Here is a 26,052-nt window from a genome sequence, read left to right on the forward strand (position 1 = left end):
GATCAGCCCGCGTTGGCCGATGCCGGTGCGGACATGATGTCCGGCATCGGCAGGCGGCGCGGCTTGCTCGGGAACGCGTGGCGCAGGATGCGCCAGACCACCTGGCCGAACTGGCGCGGCAGCGAGCCGTTGTTGTAGTGCTGGCCGTAGCGGCGGCAGATGTCCTTCACTTCCTTGGCGATGGCCGCGTAGCGGTTGGCCGGCAGATCCGGGTAGAAGTGGTGCTCGATCTGGTGGCTGAGGTTGCCCGACAGCACGTTGATCAGGAAGCCGCCGCTGATGTTGGACGAACCGCGCAGCTGGCGCAGGTACCAGTGGCCGCGCGACTCATTGCGCAGGCACTCCTTGGGGAAGGTTTCCGATTCGGCGGTGAAGTGCCCGCAGAAGATGATCACGTAGGTCCAGATGTTGCGCAGGCCGTTGGCGACCAGGTTGCCCAGCATCACGGTGAGGAAGAACGGACCCGCCAGCAGCGGGAAGAACACGTAGTCCTTCAGCACCTGGCGCAGCATCTTGCGCGCCACCGGCCGGGTCTGCAGCCACATCGCACGGGCACTCATGCGGCCCTTCAGCCAGCGGCCAAGGCGAAGGTCCTGCGCGGCCACACCCCACTGGAACAGCAGTGCGAAGATCGGCGCGATGATCGGCTGCAGCAGGTAGAACGGCTTCCAGCGCTGTTCGGGGAAGATGCGCAGCAGGCCATAGCCGATGTCATCGTCCATGCCACGCACATTGGTGTAGGTGTGGTGGCGGAAATTGTGGGTCTTGCGCCAGTTGTCGGCGGTGGCAACGATGTCCCACTCGTAGGTGTTGCCATTGAGCTTGGGATCACCGGTCCAGTCGAACTGGCCGTGCATCACGTTGTGGCCCAGCTCCATGTTCTCCAGGATCTTCGACAGCGCCAGCAGCAGCGTGCCGGTGATCGCGGCCGGCCACAGCAGCGGCATCCAGAACAGCGGCGAAAACGCTGCCAGGAACAGCAGGCCACGGCCACCCACGCCGAACCAGCGCACGGCGGCGGCCACGCGGCGGATGTAGCGGGTATCGGAGGCGCCGAGGCTGCCGATCACACGGTCGCGGATCGCGTCGAGTTCCTCGCCGAAGGCATGCATCTCGGCAGTACTCAGGGCACGGTCGGTGGCGCGGGTCATGGCAGGCGTCCTCAGAGATCCAGGGTCAGGTCGGTGGTCGGTGCGCTCACGCAGATCCGCACCGGCTGTGCCGATTCGGACTGCAGGTCGCCGGTGCGCAGGTGGCGGGTGGCGCCACTGACGCGGTCACAGCTACAGGTATTGCAGATGCCCATGCGGCAGCCATGCTTGGGCTTGATGCCATGGGCTTCGAGGCTTTCCAGCAACGAGCGGCCGCGCGGCACGCTCAGCTGGCGGCCACTGCGGGCAAGGGTCAGCGACACTTCGCCTTCGCTGCTGGCGTCGCGCAACGGCGCCGGCGGAGTAAACGCTTCCGCCTGGAAACCCGCGACCTGGTGCGCCAGGCGTTCGCGCGCAGCGGCAACGAATCCATCCGGGCCACAGGCCAGCACGTGGCGCTGCGCCAACGGGGTGTCATCGCCGGCGACCTGCAGATCGTGAGTATCGATGCGTGCGGCAGGCACATCACCCTCGCGGGTGGTCAGCAGGTGCACACGCAGGTTCGGCTGGCGCGCGGCCAGCGCCTGCAGCTCATCACGGAACTGCAGCTGGGCGGCACTGCGCTCCCAGTAGAACAGGTCCACCGGCGCGGCCAGCGGGCGCTGGCAGGCGTCGCGCAGCAGGCTGCGCATCGGCGTGATGCCACTACCGGCCGCCAGCAGCAATACCGGAGCCGCGGCCGGCAACTGGAATTCTCCGAACGCAGCCTCCACGCGGAACAGCTCGCCCGGCTGCGCATGGTTGACCAGATGCTGGCTGACCCGGCCGCCCTCGACCGCCTTGACGGTGATCGCCAGTTCGCGCGGTCCCAGTGCGGTGGGGCTGTAGCTGCGCTGCCACAGGCGTCCTTCAATCTCCACGCCGAGGGTGACGTGCTGGCCCGCGCGCATGCCGGCCCAGTGCCGGTTGGTGCGCAGGACCAGGGTCGCCGCGCCCTCGCCGGCCGGCTCGCGCCGGACCAGGCGGGCCACCGGCTCGCGCAGGGTCCACAGGGGATTGAGCTGGCCCGCCCAGAAATCGAACAGCGACGGCGAGAGCCAGCGGTACGGAGAGAACAGGGATGGACGGACGACAGCGCTCATGGGCGCACTATACGGGCGCACATACACCTGTGTATACATGTGTATATTGAACCGGATTGGGTATGATTCAGCCTCGCCCCACCGGAACCGTCATGGCCGCCGCCACCGTCTTGTCGACGCCTGAAGATGCCAACAGCCCGGCCCGCCGTACGGTGAGCCGCGAAGATCTGCTGGCCGCCGCCCTGAAGCTGATCGGGCCGCACCGCAGCCTGTCCACGCTCAGCCTGCGCGAAGTGGCACGCGAGGCCGGCATCGCGCCGAACAGCTTCTACCGGCAGTTCCGCGACATGGACGAACTGGCCGTAGCGCTGATCGACGCAGCCGGCCGCTCGCTGCGCACCATCATCGGCGAGGCCCGCCAGCGCGCCACCTCCACCGCCACCAGCGTGGTGCGGGTTTCGGTGGAGACCTTCATGGAACAGCTGCGCGCCGACGACAAGCTGCTGCACGTGCTGTTGCGCGAAGGCGCGGTCGGCTCGGACGACTTCAAGCACGCAGTCGAGCGCGAGCTGCATTATTTCGAGGAAGAGCTGCAGCACGACCTGGTGCGCCTGGCCGCACTGGATGGCGCGGTGCTGCACGCTCCGGAACTGGTAGCCAAGGCCATCACCCGGCTGGTGTTCGCGATGGGCGCCACCGCCATGGACCTGCCGCCGGAGAAGGATCCGGAGCTGGTCGAACAGATCTCCACGATGATCCGCATGATCATCGTCGGCGCCCGCACGCCCGCCGCATTCCGCCGCGGCTGACGATCGCGCCCTGGGGTCGGATCCCTTTCCAAAGGAAAGGGCTCTGACCCCAACCTCACTGCCCACACGGCAACTCCATCCTCCGGACATGACCACCGGCAGGGTTGCAGCTGCCATATGTAATGTTATAACACTCTCATGATCTGACCCGGCCGGCGCTCCACTCGGAATTGCTGCGGCTTCGTTATATAGCACTTGCTATATTGATAAGCCGCTACTTCCATATGCATCAGCCAGGTCGCCCTCGCCGCCTTTCTTCCCCCAAGGACGACGCCCTCATGTGCTCTATCCCCCACCGCTTCCGAAGGTTGCCGCTGGCCGCCGCCATTACCCTGGCCCTGCCGCTGCCTGCACTGGCTGACACTCCGAAACCGACCGAACTGGACCGTGTGCAGGTCAAGGTCAGCACCGCCACGCGCAGTGAACGCCTGCTGTCGGACGTGCCGATCCGCACGGAAGTGCTGCGCAAGGAAGACATCGCGCTGCGCGCGGCCACCGACTTCTCGCGCGCCGCCGAGCTGATCAACGGCCTGCGCGTGGAGAGCAACTGCCAGAACTGCAACACCAGCGAAGTACAGCTGCTGGGCCTGCCCGGCGCCTACAACCAGCTCCTGTTCGATGGCATCCCGCTGCTGTCCACGCTGGGCAGCGTGTACGGCCTGGAACAGATCCCGGCCGGGTTCGTCGACCGCATCGAAGTGGTCAAGGGCGGTGGATCGGCGCTGTACGGACCGGGCGCGGTTGCCGGTGTGATCAACCTGATTCCGCCGCTGCCGGCGCGCAGCGGCGGCCATGTGCAGGCCGGCGTGGATGTGCTGGAGGGTACACCTCAGAAGAACGCCGACGTTCGACTGGACCTGGTCGCCAAGGACGCAGACGCCGGTCTGTCGGTGATTGCCCAGCGCAACTGGAACAACGGCATCGACTACAACGGTGACGGCTACACCGAGATCACCCGCAAGAACCTCAAGGTCGGCGGGCTGCAGGCCTGGTACGCGCCCACGCCGGGCACGCGGCTGCGCCTGGACCTGCAGGTGACCGATGAAACCCGCCGCGGCGGCAATCGCCTGGACCAGCCAGAGTACCTGGCCAACATCGCCGAATCGCTGGATACGAAATACCGCCGCGGCAGTGTGTCGTGGGACCAGGAGATCACCGCCGACGTCGATTTCCGCCTGGCCTACGCCTTCGCCGACATCGACCGCGACAGCTTCTACGGCGGCCTGGGCGACGTGGTCACCGATCCCTCGGCGCCCGGCCATGACCCGTTGCAGCTTGACCGCAACCTGGCCGGCAGCGCGGCCTCGCGTTCATGGCGCCAGTACGGCCACACCCACAACCCGCTGCACTACATCGACAGCCAGTTGAACTGGCGGCTGGGCGCGCATGCACTGGCCTTCGGTGTGCAGTACAAGCACGAGGCGCTGGGCGACGACAATCGTACCGGTGATGGCCAGCGCCTGGCGGTGCTGGAAGACGCCACCTTCCACAACATCGGCGCCTTCATCCAGGACGAGTGGAGCCTGCGCGACAACGTCGACCTGGTATTGGGTGCGCGCGTGGACAAGAGCTCGGAACTGGACAGCGCAGTGTTCTCGCCGCGTATCGCGCTGGCCTGGCAGGCGACCCCGAACCTGAAGTGGCGCGCCGGCATCGCCACCGGCTTCCGTGCCCCGGAGATCTTCGTCGAGGACGTGCATGTCGATACGCTGGGTGGCGAGCAGGTGCGCGTGCGCAACACGGACGGTCTGAAAGAGGAACGCGCGTTGACCACCCTGTTCGGCTTCGACTGGCGTTCGGACCCGGCCAATCCGGTGTGGAGCTGGGATGCCACCGCCTCCTATGCACGCATCCGCGACACCTTCGCGCTGGGCGAGATCCAGCGCGGCGATGACGGCCAGCTGAGCCAGCTGCGCTACAACGCTTCCGGCTCCAACGTGCTGGGCGCGGAAACCAACCTCGGCTGGCAGCCGTCGCCGCAGTGGCGCCTGACCGCCGGTGCCTCGTGGTACCGCTCACGCTTCCGCGAACCGCAGCGCATCTTCGATGACACCGGCGACGGCGGTGACACCGTGATCGAAAGCCGCGACTACCTGAAGACACCGCGCTGGACCGGCCTGGCACAGCTCAGCTGGATTCCGGCCGAACCGTGGGAGACCTTCGTCGCGCTGCGCCATACCGGGCCGATGTCGGTGCTGAACAACCGGCTGGGCGAGCTGCACCGCACACGTTCGTTCCTGGTCACCGACCTTGGTGCGCGCTGGCACCGGCATCTGGGCGCACAGGCGCAGCAGGAAGTGTCGGTAGCTGCGGGCGTCAAGAACGTATTCGACCAGCGCCAGAAGGACCTCGAAGTGGGCGCGCTGCGGGACAGCGACTATGTCTACGGGCCGCGCTTCGCGCGCTCGTGGTACCTCAACCTGCGCTATGCGTTCTGAAGCACTGCGGACGCTGTTGCTGACCGGCGCGCTCCTGCTGGCCGTACCGGCGATGGCGGCAGACCTGCACGCGCAGGTCGCCGCCTCGTTGATGCGGCCAGAACAGCGGTCACTGCGGCCCATGCAATGGTCGCCGCCACCGAAGCTGGTGGCGCTGTACTTCGGCGCCGACTGGTGTGCACCGTGCCATGCCTTCGTACCCACGCTGCGCAGTGTGCGCGACGCGTTGCGCGAGACCGGCGCCGATACCGAAGTGGTGTACGTCAGCCTGGATGAGAGCGAGGCTGCATTGCGGCGCTACATGCACGCGCAGGACATGCCGTGGCCGGTACTGGACCCGCGCCGCGCCGCGCGCATGCCCGCACTGCAGGCACTGGCCCGGCTGGGACCACCGAACCTGGTGCTGATCGATGCGGATGGGAAGGTGCTGGCCAACGGATGGCAGGGCCGGCGCTATGAAGGCCTGCAGCCAGTGTTGAAGGAATGGACGAAACGCGCGTGCGCGCAACAGCAGGCGCGCTGCCCGCCTGGATTGTAGATCCACGCCATGCGTGGATGCTCCCTGTCATCGCGCGAACAGCAGCCGAGCATGGCTCGGCTCTACAGGAAACGTGGCTCAGCCGCCCTCGGCCCTGCGCACGAATGCCTCGAACAACGCCAGCGTCTGTTCGCTGACATGGTGCTCGATGCCCTCCGCATCGCGCCGCGCGGTGTCTGCGTCCACGCCCAGCGCCAGCAGGAAACGCTCCACGGTCTGGTGCCGCTGGCGGCTGGCATGGGCCAGCGCCTCGCCTTCCGGGGTCAGGAACACGCCGCGGTACGGCCGCTGCACCACCCAACCATCACGGGCCAGGCGCCGCAGCATCTTCGCCACGGTGGGCTGGGCCACACCCAGGCGCGTGGCAATGTCGACCTGGCGGGCCTCGCCGCCATCGGCCAGCAGGTCCGAAATCAGCTCGACATAGTCCTCCACCAGTTCCATCCGGTGCGCCTCGCGCACTTGCCGGAAGCTCTCGACCTGGCGCTCGGCCTCGATCAAGGGGGTGCTTTTCAGCGATGTCGAATCGTCGGTCTTGCCCACGCCTGCGCCTGTCCTTCCGGGGTGATCCAGTGTTGAACCTGAATTCTGGACCAGTAACGCGATAAAGACGATTGTTTCACATTGCTAATGACTATAGCAGGAGCTATATTCGGACCCATGAACACCCTGGCACCCCGCGACCCTTCGGCCTCCACTCCGGCCAGCCTGGGTGCGCTCAACGCCTCGGTCGCGGTGCCCGACAAGGGCCATTGGTGGTTCCGCCTGCTGGCCTTCCTTGGTCCGGGCTACATGATCTCGGTCGGATACATGGACCCAGGCAACTGGGCCACCGACCTCGCCGGCGGTTCGCGCTTCGGCTACCTGTTGCTGTCGGTCATCCTCATTTCCAACCTGATGGCGGTGATCCTGCAGGCGCTGTCGGCACGGCTCGGCATCGCCACCGGCATGGACCTCGCGCAGGCCTGCCGCGCCCGCTACCCGAAGCCGGTGAACCTGGCGCTGTGGGCGCTGTGCGAGGCGGCGATCATCGCCTGCGACCTGGCCGAGGTGATCGGCACCGCGATCGCGCTGAAGCTGCTGTTCGACCTGCCACTGCTCTGGGGCGCGGTGATCACTGCGCTGGATACGCTGCTGGTGCTGCTGCTGATGAACCGCGGCTTCCGCGCGCTGGAAGCCTTCGTGATCGCGCTGCTGATGGTGATCTTCGCCTGCTTCGTGGTGCAGATCGCGATGGCTGCGCCGCCAGTGATGGCGGTGCTGGGAGGCTTCATTCCGCGCGCGCAGGTGGTGACCGATCCGCACGCGCTGTACATCGCGATCGGCATCATCGGTGCCACGGTGATGCCGCACAATCTCTACCTGCATTCGTCCATCGTGCAGACCCGCGCCTACCCGCGTACCAATGAAGGCCGCCGCAGTGCGCTGCGCTGGGCGGTTACCGATAGCACTCTCGCGTTGACACTCGCATTGTTCATCAACGCCAGCATCCTGATCCTGGCGGCGGCGGTGTTCCATGCCAATGGTCGTTTCGACGTGGAAGACATCGAGCAGGCGCACCAGCTGCTGGCGCCGATGCTGGGCGTGGGCGCGGCGGCGACGTTGTTTGCGATCGCGTTGCTGGCCTCCGGCCTGAACTCGACGGTGACCGCGACGCTGGCCGGCCAGATCGTGATGGAAGGTTTCCTGCACCTGCGAATGCCGCCGTGGCTGCGACGGCTGATCACCCGCGCACTGGCGATCATTCCGGTGGTGGTGGTGATCCTGCTGTTCGGCGACCAGGGCGCGGTGAAGCTGCTGGTGCTGAGCCAGGTGGTGCTGTCGATGCAGCTGCCGTTCGCGATCATCCCGCTGGTGCGGATCGTGACCGACAAGGTGACGATGGGGGCGCTGGTGGCCCCGCGCTGGCTGGGCGCGATCGCCTGGGTGATCGCGCTGGTGATCGTGGTGTTGAACGTGAAGCTGCTGGTGGATACCTTCAACGGCGCATAGCGTGAAATGCCAAGGCGCCGTTGAAGAGTCGAGCCATGCTCGACTCATCGCACCCGGCACGAACAGCAGCCGAGCATGGCTCGGCTCTACAAATGTAACGCGATCGCGGCCTCGATCTGCTGCGGCGACTGGAACCCGGCCAGGCGCGTGCGTTCGTTACCATCACGGAACAGGGACAGCGTCGGCGTCTGCCGCAGCCCCAGTTCCCTGAAGAACGCCTCACCCAGCACTTCCAGCTGCACGCGAAGCAAGGTGGTGCCCTGCCCCGCCACGCTGTTGGCCACGCGGTGCAGCGACACTTCCAGCATCCGGCACCCGGGGCACTGGTCCTTGTGGAAATCCACCAGCACCCGCGGGTGCTCGGCCAGCAGCTGCTGGAACTGCTCAGGCGTGGTGGCGTCGATGATCTGCATCGTGGTTGCTCCAGTAGTGGGCCAGGACCGCATCGGTCCAGGCGTCGATGGCTTCGGCATGACGCTCGCCATGCGGCATCTGTTCGATCTCCAGCGGCGGGTAGTCGCTGCGGAAATAGCGGATCAGCCGGTGCACGGCACCACAGTAGTACTCCTGCCCCCACTGCGTTTCGCCGGTGCCGAACACCGCCAGCTGGCGTGGCTGCTGATCGCGCTCGGCAATGCCAGCCACCCACGCCTTCATCTCCGCTGGCGTGCGCCCGGCGTTGTCGGTCCAGCAGCCCAGCAGCACCAGGTCGGCCTCGCCGGCAGCCAGCGGCGGCGCCTGCCGCAGGTCGTCGGCCTCCTGCCAGTGCACCGCATGACCTGCGGCGCGGCAGCGCTCGGCGATCTGCCGGCCGAGCTCGCGGGTGTTGCCGCTCAAGGAGGCGACCACCATCAGGATGCTCAGCGCGGTGCCGGGCTCAGAGGTCGTCGAAGCCGTTGTCGACGTTGGTCTTCTTGTAACTTGCATTGCGCATCTCGAAAAAGTCGGTCTTGGTCTCGGTGAAGTTGTCGGCGTAGGCCCTGATCCAAGGCATCACGTTGTCGGTGGTGTCGCTGTACAGGCGCTCGATGCCGAGCATGCCGGCCATCTTGTTGGCGCGGTACTTCACGTAGCGCACCATCTCGTCCACGTCGATGCCATCGATGCCATCCAGCACCTCTGACGACCACTGCGTCTCAAGTTCGATGGCATGTTCGAATGACTGGTGCACATAGGCGGTCAGCTCGTTGGTCTGCAGCTCCGGGTTCTCGCCGATGATGGCGCGGATCAGCTCGCTGATGAACTTGGTATGGGCCAGCTCGTCGCGATTGATGAAGCTGATGATCTTGCCGGTGCCGTTCATGCGGTTCTGCCGCACCATGTTGTAGAAGTACGCGAACCCGGAATAGAAATTGATGCCCTCCAGGATCGAGGACTGGATCAACGACTTGAGCAGGGTCTCGGCGGTCTTCTCGCGCATGAAGTCGTCGTACGCACCCATGATCGGGGCATTGCGCTTGATGATGGTCGGGTGGGTGCGGGCGATCTCGAAGATCCGGTTCTGGTTCGGCAGGTCGGTGATCGAGGCCAGCACGTAGCTGTAGCTCTCGTTGTGGATCACTTCCTGCTGGCCGATGATGGCTGCGTTGGCATGCGCGGCCGGGTCGGTGATGTACTCGGCCACGTTGTAGATGAAGCGCGTCTGCGGTGAATCCAGCGTGGCCAGCAGGCCGATGATTGAATCGTAGGCGTTCTTTTCGCGCCCTGACAGCTCGCCGTACTGGCGCGCATCCAGCTTCATGTCCACTTCGTCGGGAATCCAGAAGTTGGTCGACAGCTCCTTGTAGGCCCGATAGAACGACGGGTACGGGATATCGTTCCAGTTGAGGATGCCGCTGGTCTGGCCGTTGATGATGCCGGTGCTGCGGTTGGGATGGCGCGGTTCGAGGATCTTGATGCGGTCGAGGGGGGTTGCCATGGGCTTCTGCCTTCGTTCTCTTTCTATCGTGTTGCCGGCCAGCGGCCGGCACTACCGTGGGTCGCCGGTGGTCAGCTGGCGCACCACTCGCATTCGCTGATGTCGATGTCGTTGGAGCGCACGTAATAGGTGGTCTTCAGGCCTTCGCGCCAGGCGCTCAGGTGCAGCTCCAGCAGCGTGCTCGCACGGATGGTGCTGGGCACGTACAGGTTGAAACTGATCGACTGGTCGACATGCCGCTGGCGGCGCGCGTTCTGGCGCACGCTGGCGAACTGGTCGACCTTGTAGGCGCCCTTCTCGTAGTACGGCCAGGTCTCCAGCGACAGTCCCGGTGCTGCCACCGGCCGCCGGAAGTCCTTCTTCTCCTCGTAGTAGAGCGCGCTGTAGATCGGGTCGATCGAAGCGGTGGAACCGGCAATCTGCGCGGTGCTCATGTTCGGCGCCACGGCCAGCAGCCATCCGTTGCGCAGGCCGTGCGTGGCGACCTCGCGGGCCAGGCTGTCCCATGCGGCGCCAGTGTAGTCGCGGTCACGGAAGTAGCGCCCGTTGTGCCAGTCGCTGCCCGCGAACATCGGGTAGCTGCCCTTCTCCTGCGCCAGTTGCGCGCTGGCCTGGATGGTCAGGAAGTTGATGCGTTCGTAGAGACGGTCGGCCAATTCTTCGGCATCCGGAGATTCCCACTGGATCGCCTGCTGCGCCAGCAGGTGGTGCCAACCGAACGTGCCCAGGCCGATGGCGCGGTACTTGCGGTTGGTGATCGTGGCCTGCGGCACTGGCAACGCATTGAGGTCGATCACGTTGTCGAGCATGCGCACCTGGATCGGGATCAGGCGCTCCAGCACATCGGTGGCCAGCAGGTCATCCGGCGCACTGATCGCCCGGCCGAGGTTGATCGAGGACAGGTTGCAGACCACGAAGTCGCCCGCACGGCGCGTGGTGACGATCTGGTCGCCGCTGACGATCTCCTGGATCATCCGCGTCGGGCTCATGTTCTGCAGGATCTCGGTGCACAGGTTGCTGGAATAGATCATGCCCGCGTGCTTGTTCGGGTTCCTGCGATTGACCTCGTCGCGGTAGAACAGGAACGGGTTGCCGGTTTCCAGCTGGCTGAGCATGATCCGCTTGAACAGATCGATGGCCTTCACCGTTCGGCGGCTGATGCGCTCATCGGCCACCAGCTCGGCATAGCGGTCGCGGAAGCTGCCCGAACCGCGCTTCTCATCGTAGAAGTCCTGCAGGTACCAGCCCTTGGCCTGCTTCACCTCGTGCGGGTCGAACAGGTACCAGTCGGCGCGGCGTTCCACCGCTTCCATGAACAGGTCGGGTACGCACACCGAGGTGAACACATCGTGCGCGCGCAGGCGCTGGTCGCCGTTGTTCAGGCGCAGGTCCATGAAGGCTTCGATGTCGCGATGCCAGATGTCCAGGTACACCGCCACTGCGCCCTTGCGCTGGCCAAGCTGATCAACCGACACCGCCGTGTTGTTGAGCTGCTTGATCCACGGCACCACGCCGCCGGAGGAGTTGGCCACGCCACGGATCGGTGCGCCGCTGCTGCGCACGTAGCCCAGGTAGGCACCGACGCCGCCGCCGTGCTTGGACACGCGCGCGATATCGGTGTTGGAGTCATAGATGCCCTGCAGGCTGTCGTCCACCGTGTCGATGAAGCAGCTGGACAGCTGGCCGCCCACCTTGCCGGCATTTGCCAGCGTCGGCGTGGCCACGGTCATGTACAGGTTGGACAGCGCCCAGTACGCCTCGCCAACCAGCTGCATGCGGCGTTCGCGCGGCTTTTCCTCCTGCATCAGGTACAGCGCAATGGTCAGCCAGCGCTCCTGCGGCAGTTCATAGACCTCGCGGCTGCGGTCGCTGGCCAGATAGCGGGTGGCCAGCAGGTACAGGCCGTTGTAGGCGAACAGGCGGTCGCGTTCCGGATCGATCATCTCACCGGCCTGCTGCAGCTCTTCCTTCGAATAGCAGCGCAGGATGTCGTTGCTGTAGATGCCGCGGTCAGCCAGGCTTTCCTGCAGGCCCACGTAAGAGCCGTACTTCAGGCTGACATCGTAGAAGCGGTTGCGGCTGGCACGCTTGTACAGGCGGCGCAGGTAGATGCGCGCGGCGAACTGTTCCCACTCGGGCGCGACCAGGTCCACCCGCGATTCGGCCTCGCGGATCAACAGATCGACCAGGTCATCGGCGCTGATGCTGGGCTTGCGCTCGACCATTGCCTGCACCACGCGGCGGTAGTCGCTCACATCCAGCTGCGGGAACTCGGCATGCACGGCATCGATGCTGCGCTGCAGGCGCTCGGCGTCGAACGGCAGGCGGCGGTTGCCGGCCTCCTTGGTGATCCAGGTCGGTACGCGCTCGCCACCGGCGCGCAAGGCGTCGCCAGCGCCGGCCGGATCGGCCACGCGGAAGGTACTGTCGGTCATGGTGGTGAAACTCCAGGCTCGCACGCGCATTGGCGCTCGATGCCATGGCGGCCCTGGACGCGATACCGGCGCACGGGGCGAACGGGTGGATTGCCAGGGTGCGGGAACGTAGGTCGTCGGCATCTGCCTGCGCCTGCGGCCGGTATCCGGGCCGTGGGGGGCGACCTGCGTCCGCACGATGGCGGCCGCGTCGACACGGCAAGCCTTCAGGGGCGGGCCGCGGGACGTTTGCTGCATGTCCGGCGGCGGCGGCTGACCGGGAGTGACAGCCACAACATAGTGGGGATGACGCGCACCGTCAACACAAGATGCGGTAATCACGACATGCCGCGACGATCAGTCGCAGGATGCCGTGTTGCAGCGGTGACGCCTTGTCGACATGCCCTGCGTCCCCAGTTCGGTACAACATCCACTTTCCCCGGAACACCGCCCCATGCGCGCTGCCCAGTACTCCTCCTTCGGCAACCCGGCCGACGTCCTCGCCATTGCCGATGCCGCCCTGCCCGAGCCCGGCCCCGGCGAGGTGCGCATCCGCACCGTGCTGGCCTCGATCCACAACCACGACCTGCTGACCGTGCGTGGCCTCTACGGGTACAAGCCGACATTGCCGGCGATCGGTGGCAGTGAAGCACTGGGCCTGGTCGATGCACTCGGCGATGGCGTGGACGGCCTGCAGATCGGCCAGCGGGTAGCCGCCGCCTCGGTGCACGGCACCTGGGCCGAGGCCTTCGTCGCACCGGCACGCATGGTGATTCCGATGCCGGAGGCGATCCCGGACGAGATGGCCGCACAGTTGATCGCGATGCCGCTGAGCGCGCTGATGCTGCTGGAATTCCTGCACGTCCAAGCAGGCCAGTGGATCGTGCAGAACACCGCCAACGGCGCGGTCGGCAAGTCGCTGGCGATGCTGGCAAAGGCGCGCGGCGTGCACGTGGCCAACCTGGTGCGCAATGCCGCGGCCGTAGCGCAGTTGCAGGCGCTGGGCATCGATCATGTATTCGACACCTCGGTGGACGGCTGGAAGGATCGCGTGCGTGAGGCGACCGGCGAAGCACAGGCCGCGGCCGCAGTGGATTCCATCGGCGGCGACGCCAGTGGCGATCTCGTCGACCTGCTCGGCCACCACGGCACGCTGGTGTCGTTCGGTGTGATGAGTGGCGAACCGATGCACATTCCCGCCGGCGGCCTGATCTACAAGGAGGCCACGGTGAAGGGCTTCTGGGGCAGCAAGGTCAGCCAGGCGATGGCGGTGGAGGACAAGCGCCGGCTGGTCGGCGAGCTGCTCAAGCGCGCGGCCAGCGGCGAACTGACCTTGCCGGTGGAGCAGATCTTCGCGCTGGACGATATCGCCCAAGCGGCGAAGGCGGGCGCCGGTTCGGGCCGTAACGGCAAGGTGCTGCTGCGGCCGTGATGGCCGGACAACCGGGGTCAGATCCTTTTCCAACGGAATGGGATCTGACCCCCAGGAGGAGTGACCCCCAGGAGGAGTGCGGACCAACGGTCCGCACCCACCGAGTCGGCTCGTTAAGAACCTGTGATGTATAACTGAATGCGCTTTCGTCATTGGAAGGCGCAGGTACCTGCATGCGGTACTGACGGCTCCCCCCCGTTCGGCGTTGCCGCTTCCATGTACCGCACCACCCTGAACCTGCTTGCCGGCGCGATCGCGCTGGGCCTCACTGCTGGCACCGCCAGCGCCTCTGAAACCACCGATGCCGGCAAGGACAGCACCACCCTCGGCGCCGTGCTGGTGACCGGCTCCAACATCAAGCGCAGCGATACCGCCGGGCCCAACCCGGTGCAGATCGTCAGCCGTGAACAGATCGAGCAGACCGGCCGCTCCACCCTCACCGACGTGCTGCGCAATCTGTCGGCCAATGCCGGCAACAGCTTCGACGAGCAGTACACGGGCAGCTTCGCCGCCGGCTCTGCATCGATCGGCCTGCGTGGCCTGTCGCCGAAGAACACGCTGGTGCTGGTCAACGGCTACCGCGTATCCAACTTCGGCTTCGCGCTCAATACCCAGGACACGTTCGTCGACCTCAACGCGCTGCCGATCAGCGCAGTCGAGCGCATCGAAGTGCTCAAGGATGGTGCTTCGGCGGTGTATGGCTCCGATGCCATCGCAGGTGTCATCAACATCATCCTGCGCAGGAACTTCCAGGGCGTGGAAGTGGGTGGCGGCTTCGGTACCGCCACCCAGGGCGGCCTGAACGAACGCAAGGCCAACCTGCTGGCCGGCTTCGGCGACCTCGAACAGCAGGGCTGGAACGTGCTGTTCGGCTTGGACCTGCTCAAGCGTGATCGCCTCGACGCCGACCAGCGCGCCTATACCCGCAGCGGCGATTTCCGCGACAAGCCCGGCGGACGCCTGGCCGGCTGGTCCACCGCCGGTGGCAACTGGCTGTCCAACCCACGTGCACCTCAGCCGTTCGCCAACTGCCCCGAGGGCAGCCAGCTGCGCCCGTACAGCGACTTCGGCAGTACCCTGCCCGGCCAGGCCTGCGCCTTCAATGCGCAGCCGTTCAAGACCCTGCAACCCGGCGCCGAGCGCCTGCAGGCCTCGTTGAGTGCAACCTACCGCTTCAATGACAGCGTCGAGGCCTTCGCCGATATGCTGTACAGCCACAACAAGGCCGACCAGATCTTCAGCGCGCCGCTGACCGTCGGCCCCGGCCTGCGCGCGTACAACCCGGCCACCGGCACGCTGATTGACGTGCCGGCGGTGCTGCCGGTCGGCCACCCGAACAACCCGGGCAGCACGCCGCTGCCGTTCGAGTACACCTTCTTCGATCTCGGCCCGCGCCTGAAGGACAACACGCAGGTGTTCTACCGTGCCCTGGCCGGCGTGCGCGGCAGCGGTGAACGCTGGGACTGGGAAGTCGCGGCGCTGACCTCGCAGAGCGCGCAGCGCGAGTACGTCGACAATTTCGTCAACCGCTATGCGTTCGAACAGATCCTGCGCGACGGAAGCTACAACTTCCTCAACCCGTCCGCCACGCCGGGCGCGCTGGATGCACTGCGTCTGCAGACCAAGCGGCCAGGCTGGTACAAGCTGCACGCGTTGAACCTGAAGGCCTCGACCTCGCTGTGGCAGATGCCGGCCGGTACGGTCGGCTTTGCCTGGGGTGCCGAGTTCCGCAAGGAATCGCTTGACGCGCGCACCAGCGCGCAGGTGCTGTCGGGCACCGAACTGCGCCCGGCCATCAACGTGGTCAACGGCGAGCGCCAGGTCAGTGCCGCCTATGCCGAACTGAGCGTGCCACTGCACCGCACGTTGGAGCTGCAGGTGGCCGGCCGCGGCGATCACTATGACGACTTCGGCAAGGCGTTCTCGCCGAAGGTGGCGCTGCGCTGGCAGCCGCTGGACAGCCTGCTGCTGCGTGGTTCGTTCTCGCGTGGCTTCCGCGCCCCCTCGCTGCCGGAGATCGCGCCGGGCCAGACCGTCAGCTACGGCTCGGTGATCGATCCGCTGGATCCGCTGCAGCCCGGCGGCAGCCGTGGCGTCACCAACATCCGCACCGGCAACCCCGACCTGAAGGCCGAACGCTCGCGCAACTTCAACGTGGGTGCGGTGTGGTCTCCGGATGGTGATACCAGCATCGGCCTGGACTGGTACCGCATCGAGCAGGACAACCTGGTCAAGCCGGACAGCGCGCAGTTCATCGTCGACAACCCGACCCTGTTCCCGGGCCGCGTGCAACGTGATGCGCAGGGACGCATCCAGTTCATCTCCAACCAGTATGCCAACCAGGGCGAGTTGACCACCTCGGGGCTGGACCTGGACGCCAGCCGCACCTTCCGTACCCACGGCTGGGGCAACTTCACCGTGGCCGGCAGCTGGACCCACCTGCTGAGCTTCAAGCAGCCGCTGGTGGCTGGCCAGTCGCCGTACGAAGGCGCCGGCAACAACCGCCACGGCGCACTGCCGCGTACGCGCGGCACCACCTCATTGAACTGGGCGGTGGGCGACTGGAGCAGCACGCTGAGCCTGCAGTACGTGAGCGGCTACGACCAGCGCGTGGCGACGGCGACCAGCAATCCGGGGCTGCGTAACCGCGTCAAGCCGTATCACCAGCTGGACCTTTACGTGGCGTACGAGGGAATTCCGAATACCACGCTGTCGCTGTCGGTGCTGAACCTGACCGACAAGGATCCGCCGTTCGATCCGGCTGGCGGTTCCAACGGCTTCGACATCAGCCAGTACAACCTGCGCGGACAGTTCGTCTCGCTGGGTGCGCGCTACCGGTTCTGATGCGCCAACGGGGCGGCGATGATGCGCCGCCCCGTTCGCGTTGCCGGCCAGCGGCCGGCACTACCATCACCGGCTCAGGTGCAGGAACTGCAGGTGCCGTTCGTACTGGCTGATGATGTCGTTGATGATCTGCTTGCGGCTGTAGCCCACCAGGTCGTAGTCCTGGCTGCCTTCGAACAGATGCACCTCGGCGCGGTAGTAGCGCTGGTTGCGCAGTTGCTGCGCGGCAAACGACGGGGTCAGGTAGCCGCTCAGGATCACCCGGTACAGGAAGTCCTGCTGCTCGCCGTGGTTCACCGTCAGCTCCATGTCGCCGGCCTCGAAGCGGGTGGATACATCCCAACCCTGCCCGCGCAGCTGTTCGGCCACCGCCTCCATCGCCGGCTTCACGGTGTCATCCATGAAGCGGTAGACCTGGTCGCGCACCGGGAAGTGCATGGCCTGGCTCAGGCGCTGGCGCCAGCCCTGATGATGGCGATCGTCTCCGATCAACGGCGACGGCCGGTACTGCAGCGCGCGCTTGCGGTGCGACTCGTCACTGAACGCGCGGGTCAGGCCCCACATCATCAGCAGCAGGATCGCCGAGAACGGCAGCGATGCCAGCACCACCGCCGATTTCAATGCATCGATGCTGCCGGCCAGCAACAACCCTGCGGTCAGCACCGCAATCACTGTGCCCCAGAACACGCGCAGCCAGCGCGGACCATCGTCTTCGGGTGATCCACCATGCGACGACAGCGTGGACAACACCACCGCTCCCGAATCAGCGGAGGTCACGAAGAAGATGAAGCTCACCAGCACCGTCACCGCGATCACCGTGCGGCTCCACGGGTAGCCATCCAGCAGTGCATACAACACGGTCGGTGGGTCATCCACCGCCAGCTGCGCCAGTTGCTGCTGGCCGTGGTGGAGCACCTGGTCCAGCGCGCTGTTGCCGAAGATCGACAGCCAGGCCAGGGTGAAGCCGAGCGGGATCAGCAGCACCCCGAACACGAATTCGCGGATGGTACGGCCACGTGAGATGCGCGCGATGAACAGGCCGACGAACGGTGCCCAGCCGATCCACCAGGCCCAGTAGAACACCGTCCAGCCGCCCAGCCATTCCGGTCGGCCGCCATAGGCGTACACATCGAAACTCTTGCCGACCACGCTGCCCAGGTAGTCGCCCAGGTTCTGCATCAGCGTGCTGAACAGGTACTGCGTCGGCCCGGCGAACAGCATGAACAGCACCAGCGCGATCGCCAGCAGCATGTTGATGTTGGCCATCCAGCGCACGCCCTTCTCGACGCCGGACACGGCCACGGCCACGGCCGCGCCCATCATGCTGACCACCAGGATGATCTGCACCAGGTTGGAGTGCGGAATGTCGAACAGGTGCGAGAGGCCGGCATTGAGGTGCAGCACGCCGAAGCCCATGTCGGCACCGATGCCGAATACGGTGGCGACGATGCCCAGCGCATCCACGGTGTAGCCGATCGGGCCATTGATGCGCTTGCCGATCAGTGGGTACAGCGCAGAGCGCAGGGCCAGTGGCAGGTTGTGGCGATAGGCGAAGTAGGCCATCGCCATCGCCGCCAGCGCGAACACGCCCCAGCCGTGCAGGCCCCAGTGCAGGAACAGCAGCTGCATGGCCTGGCGCGCGCCAGCCTCGCCTGCGGCCGGATCGCCCTGCGGCGGCTGCAGGTAGTGGGTCAGCGGTTCGGATACGCAGAAGAAGAACAGGGTGATGCTGATGCCGGCGGCGAACAGCATGCCGGCCCATGAGAGGTAACTGAACTCCGGCTCGTCATGGTCGGCACCCAGCTTGATGCCACCGTACTTGGACAACGCCACGCCCACCACGAACACCAGGTACAGGGTCATGGCCAGCAGGTAGTACCAGCCGACGTTGAGGGCGGCCCAGTCCTGTGCCTTGAGCAGAAGGCGGCCCGCGCCGAGCGGGAACAGGCTGACGAACAGCGCGAACGCCACGACAACGATCGCCGCGAAGGCGAACACAGGCCGAAGGGTGCGCACCGGGGATTGTTGCGGCTCCAGTACTTCCATGGGGCGGCGTTCTCCGGAAGATCAAAGGGTTAGCCGACCGATTCTGGCTGAACCGCAGTGGACAGAGCATGAAGTTGCGGCCTGTGGTCGCAGGCCCGTCCGCTCATTCCGTGGTATCACGCGCGCGCTGCGACGCACCCTTGCTTGCGCGGGCCGCGCGCACCGCCTGCGGCGCGGCCACGCGCATCCTGTCCGATCACGACATTACATGCACCGCACACAGCTTGTTGCCATCCGGGTCACGCAGATAGGCCAGGAACACCTGCCGACCGGACATGTTGCGGACGCCGGGCGGATCTTCGATGGCGCTGCCACCGTGAGCCACTCCAGCTTCCTGCCAGGCACGCACGGCCTCTGCACTGCCCAGACTGAAACCGATGGTGCCGCCGTTGGCATGGCACGCTGGCTGCCCATCGATCGGCGCGGTTACACCGAACATCCGTCCATCCTTGAAGTACAGCAGCCGTCCCTTCTCGTCGAATACGCCCGCACGCGCGTCCATCGCGGCGAACAGGGCGTCGTAGAAGCGATGTGCGGCATCCATGTCGTTCGTCCCTACGGTGATGTGGCTGAACATGCGGGCACTCCATGTGGAAAACCGCAGTGTCGATGAGCGCGGGCGACTTCGCAAATCGCTGCACCATCGCCGCCCCGCTCGCGTCCGGGCGTGCTGCTACTTGGCGGTGCTGAGCAGCAGTACCGCCGCCGTGACCAGACCGATGCCGACCCAGCCGATCGGCCGCAGGCGGTTGCCGAACAACAGGCGGCCGCAGCTGGCGGTGCCGATCACGCCGATCGCCCCCCACATCGCATAGGCCGTGGCCAGATCCATGTAGCGCACGGCCTGGCCCAGCAGGGCGAAGGCGATCCAGACCAGGACGATCGCACCGACGCCCCAGCGCCAACGACGGAAACCTTCCGACTTGGCCACCATCATGTTGGCGGCGACGTCGATCAGCGCCGAGCAGATCACGAAAAACAGGGCCAGGGTGTTCATCAGTGCGCCTCCCCGAGGGTGACGCAGACGATGCCGGCCACGGCCAGCATCAGGCCGGCCAGCTGCTGCAGCGACAGGCTCTCGCCGAACACAGTGAGGCCGACCACGGTCAGCAGGGTCAGGCCAAGGCCTTCCCACACCGCGTAGGCCACGCCTACAGCAATGCGGCGCACCGACTGCGCCAGGAAGAAGTAGGACAGCGCCAACGCGCCGGCCATGATCAGATAGCCGCTCCAGCCGCCGTCGCGGGCGGCATGGGCCATGAACGAGGTGCCGACCACCTCGGCGATGATCGCCACGGTCAGGCAGGCCCAGGCGGCCAGCGCGCCACGGGCGGGAACAGTACGGGACATGTGAAGCTCCTTGCAGGCGGGGACCGCGCCGCCTCTTCAATGGGTCCACGGCATGCGTGGAGGGTCCGGAACGCCCGCAGACAGGGGCGACGGCGGCCAGTATCATCGCCTTTTACGGTGGCACCAAAATGGATCCCATCGACAGGAGCGATGGATCAATGCCCTATTCCCCCGAATCCCTGCAGGCCTTCGTGGAAGCGGCCGCGCTGGGCTCGTTCTCGGCGGCGGCGCGCCGCCTGCGCAAGACCCAGTCAACGGTCAGTACCGCCATTGCCCATCTGGAGGCCGACCTGGGCGTGAGCCTGTTCGACCGCAGCGGGCGCTACCCCCGGTTGACCGAGGCCGGGCGCCAGGTGCTCGGCCATGCCCAGGAAATCCTCGCCGCCGATGCCCGCCTGCAGCAGTTGAGTGTGCGCCTGGCCGCGCCGGTCGAAGCGCGGCTGACCGTGGTGTTCTCCGACGTGTACCAGCTCGATCCGGAGCAGCGCGTGCTGCAGCGCTTTGCCGAAGCATTCCCGGAGATCGAACTGGAATGGCTGGATGCCGAAGGCGATGACGTGCTGGAGCTGGTCGGCAGTGGCCGCGCCGCGCTGGGCCTGCTGCCGCAACAGGAAAGCTATCCGGATGGCCTGATGGCCCGGCCGTTGGCCCATCACAGCGAACTGTCGGTGTACGTGGCGCGCGAGCACCCACTGGCCAGCGCCGGCCGTCGCAGCGCCGCACAGCTGGCGCGGCACCGGCAGGTGCGATTGAGTGCGGAGGTCGATCAATCCCACATCGTCACCGGCCTGGCCTGGACCGCCACCGACTATCTGATGGTGATGGAGATGGCCGAGGACGGCATCGGCTGGGCCGAGCTGCCGCGGGCACTGGTGCAACGTTATGACCGCGGGCGACTGGTGGAACTGACGCTGCCCGGCTGGCCGCGGCGCATCCACAGCGACCTGCTCTGGCGCCGCGACGCGCCGCCGGGACCGGCCGCACTGTGGTGGGCCGACGCGTTGGGGTGATACGAGTTGCCGGCCAGCGGCCGGCACTACCGGTCAACGATGGGCGAGCGCGTAATCCAGTGCCGCGCACACCGCGGCCACCTGCGCGTCGTTGCACTGCTGCGGGGTCGCCCGTGGGCTGTCCGGGTAGACCTCGGTGGTGGTAGTGAACTTCGCACCGGTGATGCCCGCGCACAGTCCCAGCTTCACCAGCGGATATTCGATCACGCCGTGGGCCACCAGCGGCGAACCGATGATCTCGCCCTTGTCGTCAGCCGGCGCGATGTGGGTGACCTTCTCCACCGCGGCGATCACCGCCTGCTGGAAGGCCGGCTGCGGGTTCTCGCTGTCATCCACCAGGTAGAAGCCATCGGGGATCAGGCCCGGTTCGAACGGCCTGCCGTCACGCGCGGCCAACGCCGGGCGGAACTCGCTCTCGTCGCTGTCGGTGGTCTCGTGCAGGTCGATGTGCAGCACGAACTGGCCCTTGTACGGCGCGATCAGATCGATCACCGCCGTTGATTCACGCGCCGGGCCGCCGGCGCGGAAGTTGCGGTTCGGGTCGATCGCATCGAAGTTCCAGCGGTTGATGCGCTCGAAGCCCCACGGATTCACGCACGGTGCCACCAGCAGATTGGCCTTGCCGGCGTAGTCGGCGGCGTGCTTTTCGAGGAATTCCAGCGCGCCCATCACGCCGCTGGTCTCATAACCGTGCACGCCACCGGTAACCAGGGCAGCCGGCAGCACCGGGTTCCAATCGCGGCTGCGCAGAGCGAACAGGGTGTAGGTCTCGCCAGCGTAGTCGAGCTGGCCGTAGGCCACCTTGTCGAAGCGCGAGGCCAGCGCCTCGATGCGCGGCAGCACTTCCTCGTCATAGCGACGCAGGCGCTGCTGGCGGCCACGCCACGTCTCCCGTTCCGCCGCTCCCCACGGCTGGCCAGGGGTTCCGACGGGGTAGAAGGCGGCTTGGGACATGGCAGATCTCAGCGAGTCAGGAAGCGATCGCCCACTCTACCACTGGGGGAACAGTGTGAACCGGCGGCGCATTCCATTCGCGAATGGAATCAGCAATAATTCTCATTTACCGCCTTCCACAGCCCGCACCGATGCCCATCCCTGCCCTGCAACCGGCCCGCCTGCCGCTGGCCGCCGCCCTTACCCTGTGCCTGCTCCCGGCCGCCACCGCCTTCGCCCAGGACGGCGCCACCACGCTGGACAGCATCCAGGTCTCGGGCAGCTGGCTGGGCACCGGCCTGCATGACAGCGTGAAGAGCTTCGCCGGCGCGCGCACCGTGGTCGACCGCCAGCGCATCGAGGCCAGCGGCGCGGCCAGCCTCGGCGATGCGATGCGCCGCATCCCCGGCGTGCAGGTCACCGACAACTCCGGCACCGCGGGCAGTTCGGTGTCGCTGAACATCGGCGTGCGCGGCCTCACCGGGCGCTACTCGCCGCGCTCGACCGTACTGTTGGACGGCGTGCCGCTAGCGGTGGCGCCGTATGGCCAGCCACAGCTGTCGTTCGCGCCGACCAGCCTGTCCAACATCGAGTCGATCGACGTGGTGCGCGGCGGCGGCGCGGTGCGCTACGGGCCGCAGAACGTGGGCGGCATCATCAACTTCAGCACCCGCTCCATTCCCACCGAGGCCGGCCTGCACGGCGAAGCCGGCATGCGCTACACCGCCTACGACCATGGCGGCGGTGACAGCACCCAGTACAACGCCTTCCTCGGCGGTACCGGCGACAATGGCCTGGGCGCGGCCCTGCTGTACTCCGGCCAGGATGGTCGCGGCTGGCGCCGGGGCAGCGATGACCGCTTCAATGATCTCGCGCTGAAGTTCGCCTACGCCATCGATGCGCAGCAGGAACTGCGCGCCAAGCTGTCCTACTACGATGTGCGCTCGCTGACCCCGGGCGGCCTGACCCGCACCCAGTACGAGGCCGATCCGTTCCAGAACACCCGCCCCACCGATTTCTGGAAGGGCCACCGCACCGGCGTCGACCTGGGCTACACCAACACGCTGTCGGCCAACAGCGAGTTCGAGGTACTGGCCTATTACAACGAAAGCAGCCGAGCCAGCTCGCTGATCAACGCCGCCAACACCCAGCTGACCGTGCAGCCGCGCGACTACCGCGTGCTCGGCATCGAGCCGCGCTATACCCAGCGCCTGCACTGGGGCAGCGCGATGCATGACATCACCGCCGGCTACCGCTTCCTGCGCGAGCGCGGCAACGACCGCAGCTACACCGTCGCCCGCCGCACCGGCGCGGCCAGTGCCACCACCCGCTTCGACAACGCCACCGACGCGCACGCCTTCTACATCGACGACCGCATCGCGATCGGCCAGTGGCGGATCACCCCGGGCGTGCGCATGGAGTGGATCGACATGGACCGCCGCCAGACCGGTGGCGCGGCGACCTTCAGCAGCCGCAACGACAAGGCTCTGCCCTCGCTCAACATCGCTTATCTGCTGACTCCGCAGCTGACCGTGTTCGGCAACTACACCACCTCGTTCGGGCCGGTGCAGAACATCCAGCTCAATTCGCAGACGGCCAACAACCCGCTGAACCCGGAAATCGCCAGGACCACCGAGCTGGGCGCGCGCTGGCAGGACGGCGCCCTGCGCGCGGAAGTGACCGTGTTCAAGATGCGCTTCGACAACCAGATCCTGCAGGTGCCGGGAATCACCCCGCCGACCTTCCAGAACATCGGCGCCACCGACCACAAGGGCGTGGAGAGTGCACTGGAGTACCACTTCGCCGAGGACAGTGCGCTGGCCGGGTTGGAGCTGTACGCCAACTACACCTGGACCAAGGCGATCCAGCAGTCGGGCGACAACCGTGGCCTGGACGTGCCGTTCTACTCGCGCGACACCGACAGCGTCGGCGCCCGCTACGCGCTGGCCGGCTGGACCTTCAATGTCTCCAGCACCCACCAGAGCGGCCAGTTCTCCGATGCCGCCAACACCTGGGAAGAAACCGCCGATGCGCGCGTGGGCCGCGTGCCGGGCGTGCGCCTGTGGAACGCGCAGGTGGCCTGGCAGGTGCCGGGCCTGGGCGACAGCGAGATTGCGCTGGGCGTGAACAACCTGGCCGACAAGCGCTGGTACACCCGCAACGTTGATGGCAACGCCGGCCGCATGGTGGCCGCGCCGCGCACGTTCTACGTGCAGGGCCGCTACCGCTTCTGAGGCGGTAGCCACCCGATGCGGTGACGGTGGCGCTCACGGTGGCGGCGTATCATGCCGCCACCATGTCACTGCCTGTTTCGCCATCGCGCCTGCATCTGGCCTTCCAGGGCCTGCGCCTGCGCCTGCGTGGCAGCGACCTGTGGTTCATCGCGCTGGCGTTGCTGGTCGGCTTGATCGCCGGCTACCTGACCCTGCTGCAGTCGGGCATCGCGCGCTGGCTGCAGGGCACGCTGTATGGCCTGGACGACGGTATGCGCCTGAGCTCCCTGCCCTCGCTGACCTGGACCGCGCTGCTGGTGCTTCCGCTGGGTGGCCTGCTGGTCGGCCTGGTCAGCCTGGCCGCGACCCGGCTCAAGCGGCCCCTGCTCGATGCGGTGGAAGCCAATGCCCTGCATGGCGGCCGCATGTCGATGCGCGACAACCTGATCGTGCTGACCCAGACCCTGCTGTCCAATGGCTGCGGCGCCTCGGTGGGTCTGGAGGCTTCGTATACGCAGATGGGCGCCGGCAGTGGTTCGCAGCTGGGCCGGGTGATGCGCCTGCGCCGCAATGACGTGCGCATCCTGGTCGGCGCCGGTGCCGCCGGCGCCATCGCCGCCGCCTTCGGTGCGCCACTGGCGGGCGCGTTCTATGCGTTCGAGATCGTCATCGGCGCCTACACCCCGGCCGCACTGGCGCCGGTGGCGGTGGCTGCACTGGCCGGCGCGTTCGTGGCCGACCAGGCTGGCATCGAGGCCTACCTGCTGCCCGCTGCCTCGACCATCGACGTTCGCGCCGCCGACTACGCCATCTACGGTCTGCTCGGCTGCTGCTGCGCGATGGTCGGCATTGCCATCATGCGGCTGATCGCCTCGATCGAGGGCACGGTCAAGCGCAGCCCGCTGCCTGCCTGGGGTCGGCCGGTGGTCGGTGGACTGCTGCTGATACCGCTGGCCCTGGCCAGCCCGCAGGTGCTGTCGTCCGGACATGGCGCCCTGCACCTGGACCTGACCACGCACCTGCCGCTGATCTGGATCGGCGGCCTGCTGACCCTGAAGTGCCTGGCCTCGGGCATCTCGCTGGGCTTCGGCTTCCGTGGCGGCCTGTTCTTCGCCTCGCTGTTCATGGGCACCCTGGTCGGCGCGCTGTTCGCCGGCCTGCTGGCCATGGCCACCGGCGTGCCGGTGGTCGACGCCACCTCCGCCGCGCTGGCCGGCATGGCAGCGCTGGCCGCAGCCGTGGTCGGCGCGCCGATGACCATGGCCATGCTGGTACTGGAAGGCACCCACGACTTCCTGCTGACCAGCGTGGTGATGAGTGCGGTGCTGGTGTCCAGCACGCTGGTACGGCAGTGGTTTGGTTATTCGTTCTCGACCTGGCGCATGCACCTGCGCGGGGAGACCATCAAGAGTGCCCGCGACGTGGGCTGGGTACAGAACCTCAACGCCGGCCGACTGATGCGCAAGGGCGTGGCCACCGCCCCGTCCGACCTTGACGCCGCCACGTTCCGCCAGCGCTTCCCGCTGGGCTCGGGCAGCCGGGTGATCCTGATCGACAGCGAGGGCCACTACGCCGGCATCGTGCAGATTCCGCGCGTCTACGGCGACGGCGTGAAACCGGAGACGGCGATTGGCGAGCTGGCCGAGAACCGTGACGTGTCGCTGTCGCCGTCCGCGGACGTGGTCAGCGTGATGCAGCGCTTCGACCAGACCCAGGCCGATGAACTGGCCGTGGTCGGCGCCGACGGCCAGGTGCTGGGCGTAGTGTCCGAAGCCTTCGTACGCAAGCGCTACGCTGAGGAGCTGGACAAGCGCCAGCGCGAACTGATGGGCGAGCGCGTCGACGACACCGACTGACCCGACAAAAAGGGGACGGAGGGGATTAAGTCGCTTCTGGCACTTTCGAAATCCACGCATGGCGTGGATCTACTGTCACCTCGACC

21 protein-coding genes are annotated in these 26,052 nt (G+C 66.6%); 9 read left to right on the forward strand and 12 right to left on the reverse strand.

Annotation, left to right across the window (positions count from 1 at the left end):
• Positions 1 to 2: 2 nt before the first annotated feature.
• Positions 3 to 1,151 carry an acyl-CoA desaturase gene (locus ACEPA4_RS11595; RefSeq protein WP_005416924.1) on the reverse strand — a complete coding sequence of 383 codons (1,149 nt, stop codon included), beginning with the start codon at positions 1,149 to 1,151 and terminating at the stop codon, positions 3 to 5.
• Positions 1,152 to 1,162: 11 nt separating this feature from the next.
• Complete coding sequence (locus ACEPA4_RS11600) at positions 1,163 to 2,233, reverse strand: ferredoxin reductase (protein WP_065179194.1); 1,071 nt, start codon at positions 2,231 to 2,233, stop codon at positions 1,163 to 1,165.
• A 92-nt stretch (positions 2,234 to 2,325) separates the two neighbouring features.
• On the opposite strand from ACEPA4_RS11600, the gene fabR reads away from it, so the two are divergent.
• The 3 genes from fabR (at position 2,326) to ACEPA4_RS11615 (ending at position 5,958) form a co-directional block, all read left to right on the forward strand.
• A complete protein-coding gene (fabR, locus tag ACEPA4_RS11605) occupies positions 2,326 to 2,982 on the forward strand; it encodes an HTH-type transcriptional repressor FabR (protein WP_005416927.1) in 657 nt (218 codons plus the stop codon).
• Between the two features lie 278 nt (positions 2,983 to 3,260).
• Positions 3,261 to 5,420 carry a TonB-dependent receptor plug domain-containing protein gene (locus ACEPA4_RS11610; RefSeq protein WP_374082851.1) on the forward strand — a complete coding sequence of 720 codons (2,160 nt, stop codon included), beginning with the start codon at positions 3,261 to 3,263 and terminating at the stop codon, positions 5,418 to 5,420.
• A complete protein-coding gene (locus ACEPA4_RS11615; RefSeq protein ID WP_065185719.1) occupies positions 5,410 to 5,958 on the forward strand; it encodes a thioredoxin-like domain-containing protein in 549 nt (182 codons plus the stop codon). The genes ACEPA4_RS11610 and ACEPA4_RS11615 overlap by 11 nt, the downstream gene beginning before the upstream one ends.
• A 78-nt stretch (positions 5,959 to 6,036) precedes the next feature.
• On the opposite strand, the gene mntR is transcribed toward ACEPA4_RS11615, so the two are convergent.
• Complete coding sequence (gene mntR / locus ACEPA4_RS11620; RefSeq protein ID WP_005416934.1) at positions 6,037 to 6,501, reverse strand: manganese-binding transcriptional regulator MntR; 465 nt, start codon at positions 6,499 to 6,501, stop codon at positions 6,037 to 6,039.
• A 117-nt stretch (positions 6,502 to 6,618) separates the two neighbouring features.
• On the opposite strand from mntR, the gene ACEPA4_RS11625 reads away from it, so the two are divergent.
• Positions 6,619 to 7,950: an Nramp family divalent metal transporter gene (locus ACEPA4_RS11625; RefSeq protein ID WP_053500922.1), complete on the forward strand. Its 1,332-nt coding sequence runs from the start codon at positions 6,619 to 6,621 to the stop codon at positions 7,948 to 7,950.
• An 86-nt stretch (positions 7,951 to 8,036) separates the two neighbouring features.
• On the opposite strand, the gene ACEPA4_RS11630 is transcribed toward ACEPA4_RS11625, so the two are convergent.
• From ACEPA4_RS11630 to ACEPA4_RS11645, 4 genes are all read right to left on the reverse strand, one after another.
• Entirely contained in the window at positions 8,037 to 8,363 is a 327-nt protein-coding gene (locus ACEPA4_RS11630; protein ID WP_005416939.1) for a thioredoxin family protein, read from the reverse strand.
• On the reverse strand, positions 8,335 to 8,802 hold the full coding sequence (locus ACEPA4_RS11635) for a flavodoxin (protein ID WP_081275779.1): 468 nt from the start codon (positions 8,800 to 8,802) through the stop codon (positions 8,335 to 8,337). The genes ACEPA4_RS11630 and ACEPA4_RS11635 overlap by 29 nt, the downstream gene beginning before the upstream one ends.
• Before the next feature lie 25 nt (positions 8,803 to 8,827).
• Positions 8,828 to 9,868 (reverse strand): ribonucleotide-diphosphate reductase subunit beta, encoded by a 1,041-nt coding sequence (locus tag ACEPA4_RS11640; RefSeq protein ID WP_005416944.1) that lies wholly within the window; start codon positions 9,866 to 9,868, stop codon positions 8,828 to 8,830.
• Between the two features lie 71 nt (positions 9,869 to 9,939).
• The gene (locus ACEPA4_RS11645; RefSeq protein ID WP_065185720.1) at positions 9,940 to 12,303 is read right to left on the reverse strand and encodes a ribonucleoside-diphosphate reductase subunit alpha; all 2,364 of its coding nucleotides are present in this window, start codon (positions 12,301 to 12,303) and stop codon (positions 9,940 to 9,942) included.
• Positions 12,304 to 12,736: 433 nt separating this feature from the next.
• Between ACEPA4_RS11645 and ACEPA4_RS11650 the strand changes: the two genes are divergently transcribed.
• Both ACEPA4_RS11650 and ACEPA4_RS11655 read left to right on the forward strand, forming a co-directional pair.
• Positions 12,737 to 13,714, forward strand: a complete 978-nt coding sequence (locus ACEPA4_RS11650) for a zinc-binding dehydrogenase (protein WP_374082852.1) — start codon at positions 12,737 to 12,739, stop codon at positions 13,712 to 13,714.
• Positions 13,715 to 13,930: 216 nt separating this feature from the next.
• A complete protein-coding gene (locus tag ACEPA4_RS11655; protein WP_164229992.1) occupies positions 13,931 to 16,558 on the forward strand; it encodes a TonB-dependent receptor in 2,628 nt (875 codons plus the stop codon).
• 66 nt (positions 16,559 to 16,624) lie between these two features.
• On the opposite strand, the gene betT is transcribed toward ACEPA4_RS11655, so the two are convergent.
• The 4 genes from betT to ACEPA4_RS11675 all read right to left on the reverse strand — a co-directional run bounded on the left by betT (position 16,625) and on the right by ACEPA4_RS11675 (position 19,954).
• Positions 16,625 to 18,604: a choline BCCT transporter BetT gene (betT, locus tag ACEPA4_RS11660; RefSeq protein WP_005416952.1), complete on the reverse strand. Its 1,980-nt coding sequence runs from the start codon at positions 18,602 to 18,604 to the stop codon at positions 16,625 to 16,627.
• A 196-nt stretch (positions 18,605 to 18,800) separates the two neighbouring features.
• Positions 18,801 to 19,181, reverse strand: coding sequence for a VOC family protein (locus tag ACEPA4_RS11665; protein WP_374082853.1), 381 nt, complete (start codon positions 19,179 to 19,181; stop codon positions 18,801 to 18,803).
• 96 nt (positions 19,182 to 19,277) lie between these two features.
• Positions 19,278 to 19,601: a multidrug efflux SMR transporter gene (locus ACEPA4_RS11670; protein ID WP_065179190.1), complete on the reverse strand. Its 324-nt coding sequence runs from the start codon at positions 19,599 to 19,601 to the stop codon at positions 19,278 to 19,280.
• Positions 19,601 to 19,954, reverse strand: coding sequence for an SMR family transporter (locus ACEPA4_RS11675; RefSeq protein WP_005416959.1), 354 nt, complete (start codon positions 19,952 to 19,954; stop codon positions 19,601 to 19,603). Before ACEPA4_RS11675 ends, ACEPA4_RS11670 begins: the two co-directional genes overlap by 1 nt.
• A gap of 158 nt (positions 19,955 to 20,112) precedes the next feature.
• Between ACEPA4_RS11675 and ACEPA4_RS11680 the strand changes: the two genes are divergently transcribed.
• The gene (locus tag ACEPA4_RS11680) at positions 20,113 to 20,964 is read left to right on the forward strand and encodes a LysR family transcriptional regulator (RefSeq protein WP_005416961.1); all 852 of its coding nucleotides are present in this window, start codon (positions 20,113 to 20,115) and stop codon (positions 20,962 to 20,964) included.
• Positions 20,965 to 20,997: 33 nt separating this feature from the next.
• Here ACEPA4_RS11680 and ACEPA4_RS11685 read toward each other — a convergent pair whose 3' ends face one another.
• On the reverse strand, positions 20,998 to 21,918 hold the full coding sequence (locus tag ACEPA4_RS11685; RefSeq protein ID WP_374082854.1) for a M14 family metallocarboxypeptidase: 921 nt from the start codon (positions 21,916 to 21,918) through the stop codon (positions 20,998 to 21,000).
• Positions 21,919 to 22,049: 131 nt separating this feature from the next.
• On the opposite strand from ACEPA4_RS11685, the gene ACEPA4_RS11690 reads away from it, so the two are divergent.
• Positions 22,050 to 24,131, forward strand: coding sequence for a TonB-dependent receptor family protein (locus ACEPA4_RS11690; protein ID WP_374082855.1), 2,082 nt, complete (start codon positions 22,050 to 22,052; stop codon positions 24,129 to 24,131).
• Positions 24,132 to 24,193: 62 nt separating this feature from the next.
• Complete coding sequence (locus tag ACEPA4_RS11695) at positions 24,194 to 25,966, forward strand: chloride channel protein (protein WP_050562703.1); 1,773 nt, start codon at positions 24,194 to 24,196, stop codon at positions 25,964 to 25,966.
• Positions 25,967 to 26,052 lie beyond the last annotated feature (86 nt).

Origin of the sequence: Stenotrophomonas sp. P2112, from assembly GCF_041897515.1 — a bacterium.
Lineage (GTDB): Bacteria > Pseudomonadota > Gammaproteobacteria > Xanthomonadales > Xanthomonadaceae > Stenotrophomonas > Stenotrophomonas sepilia.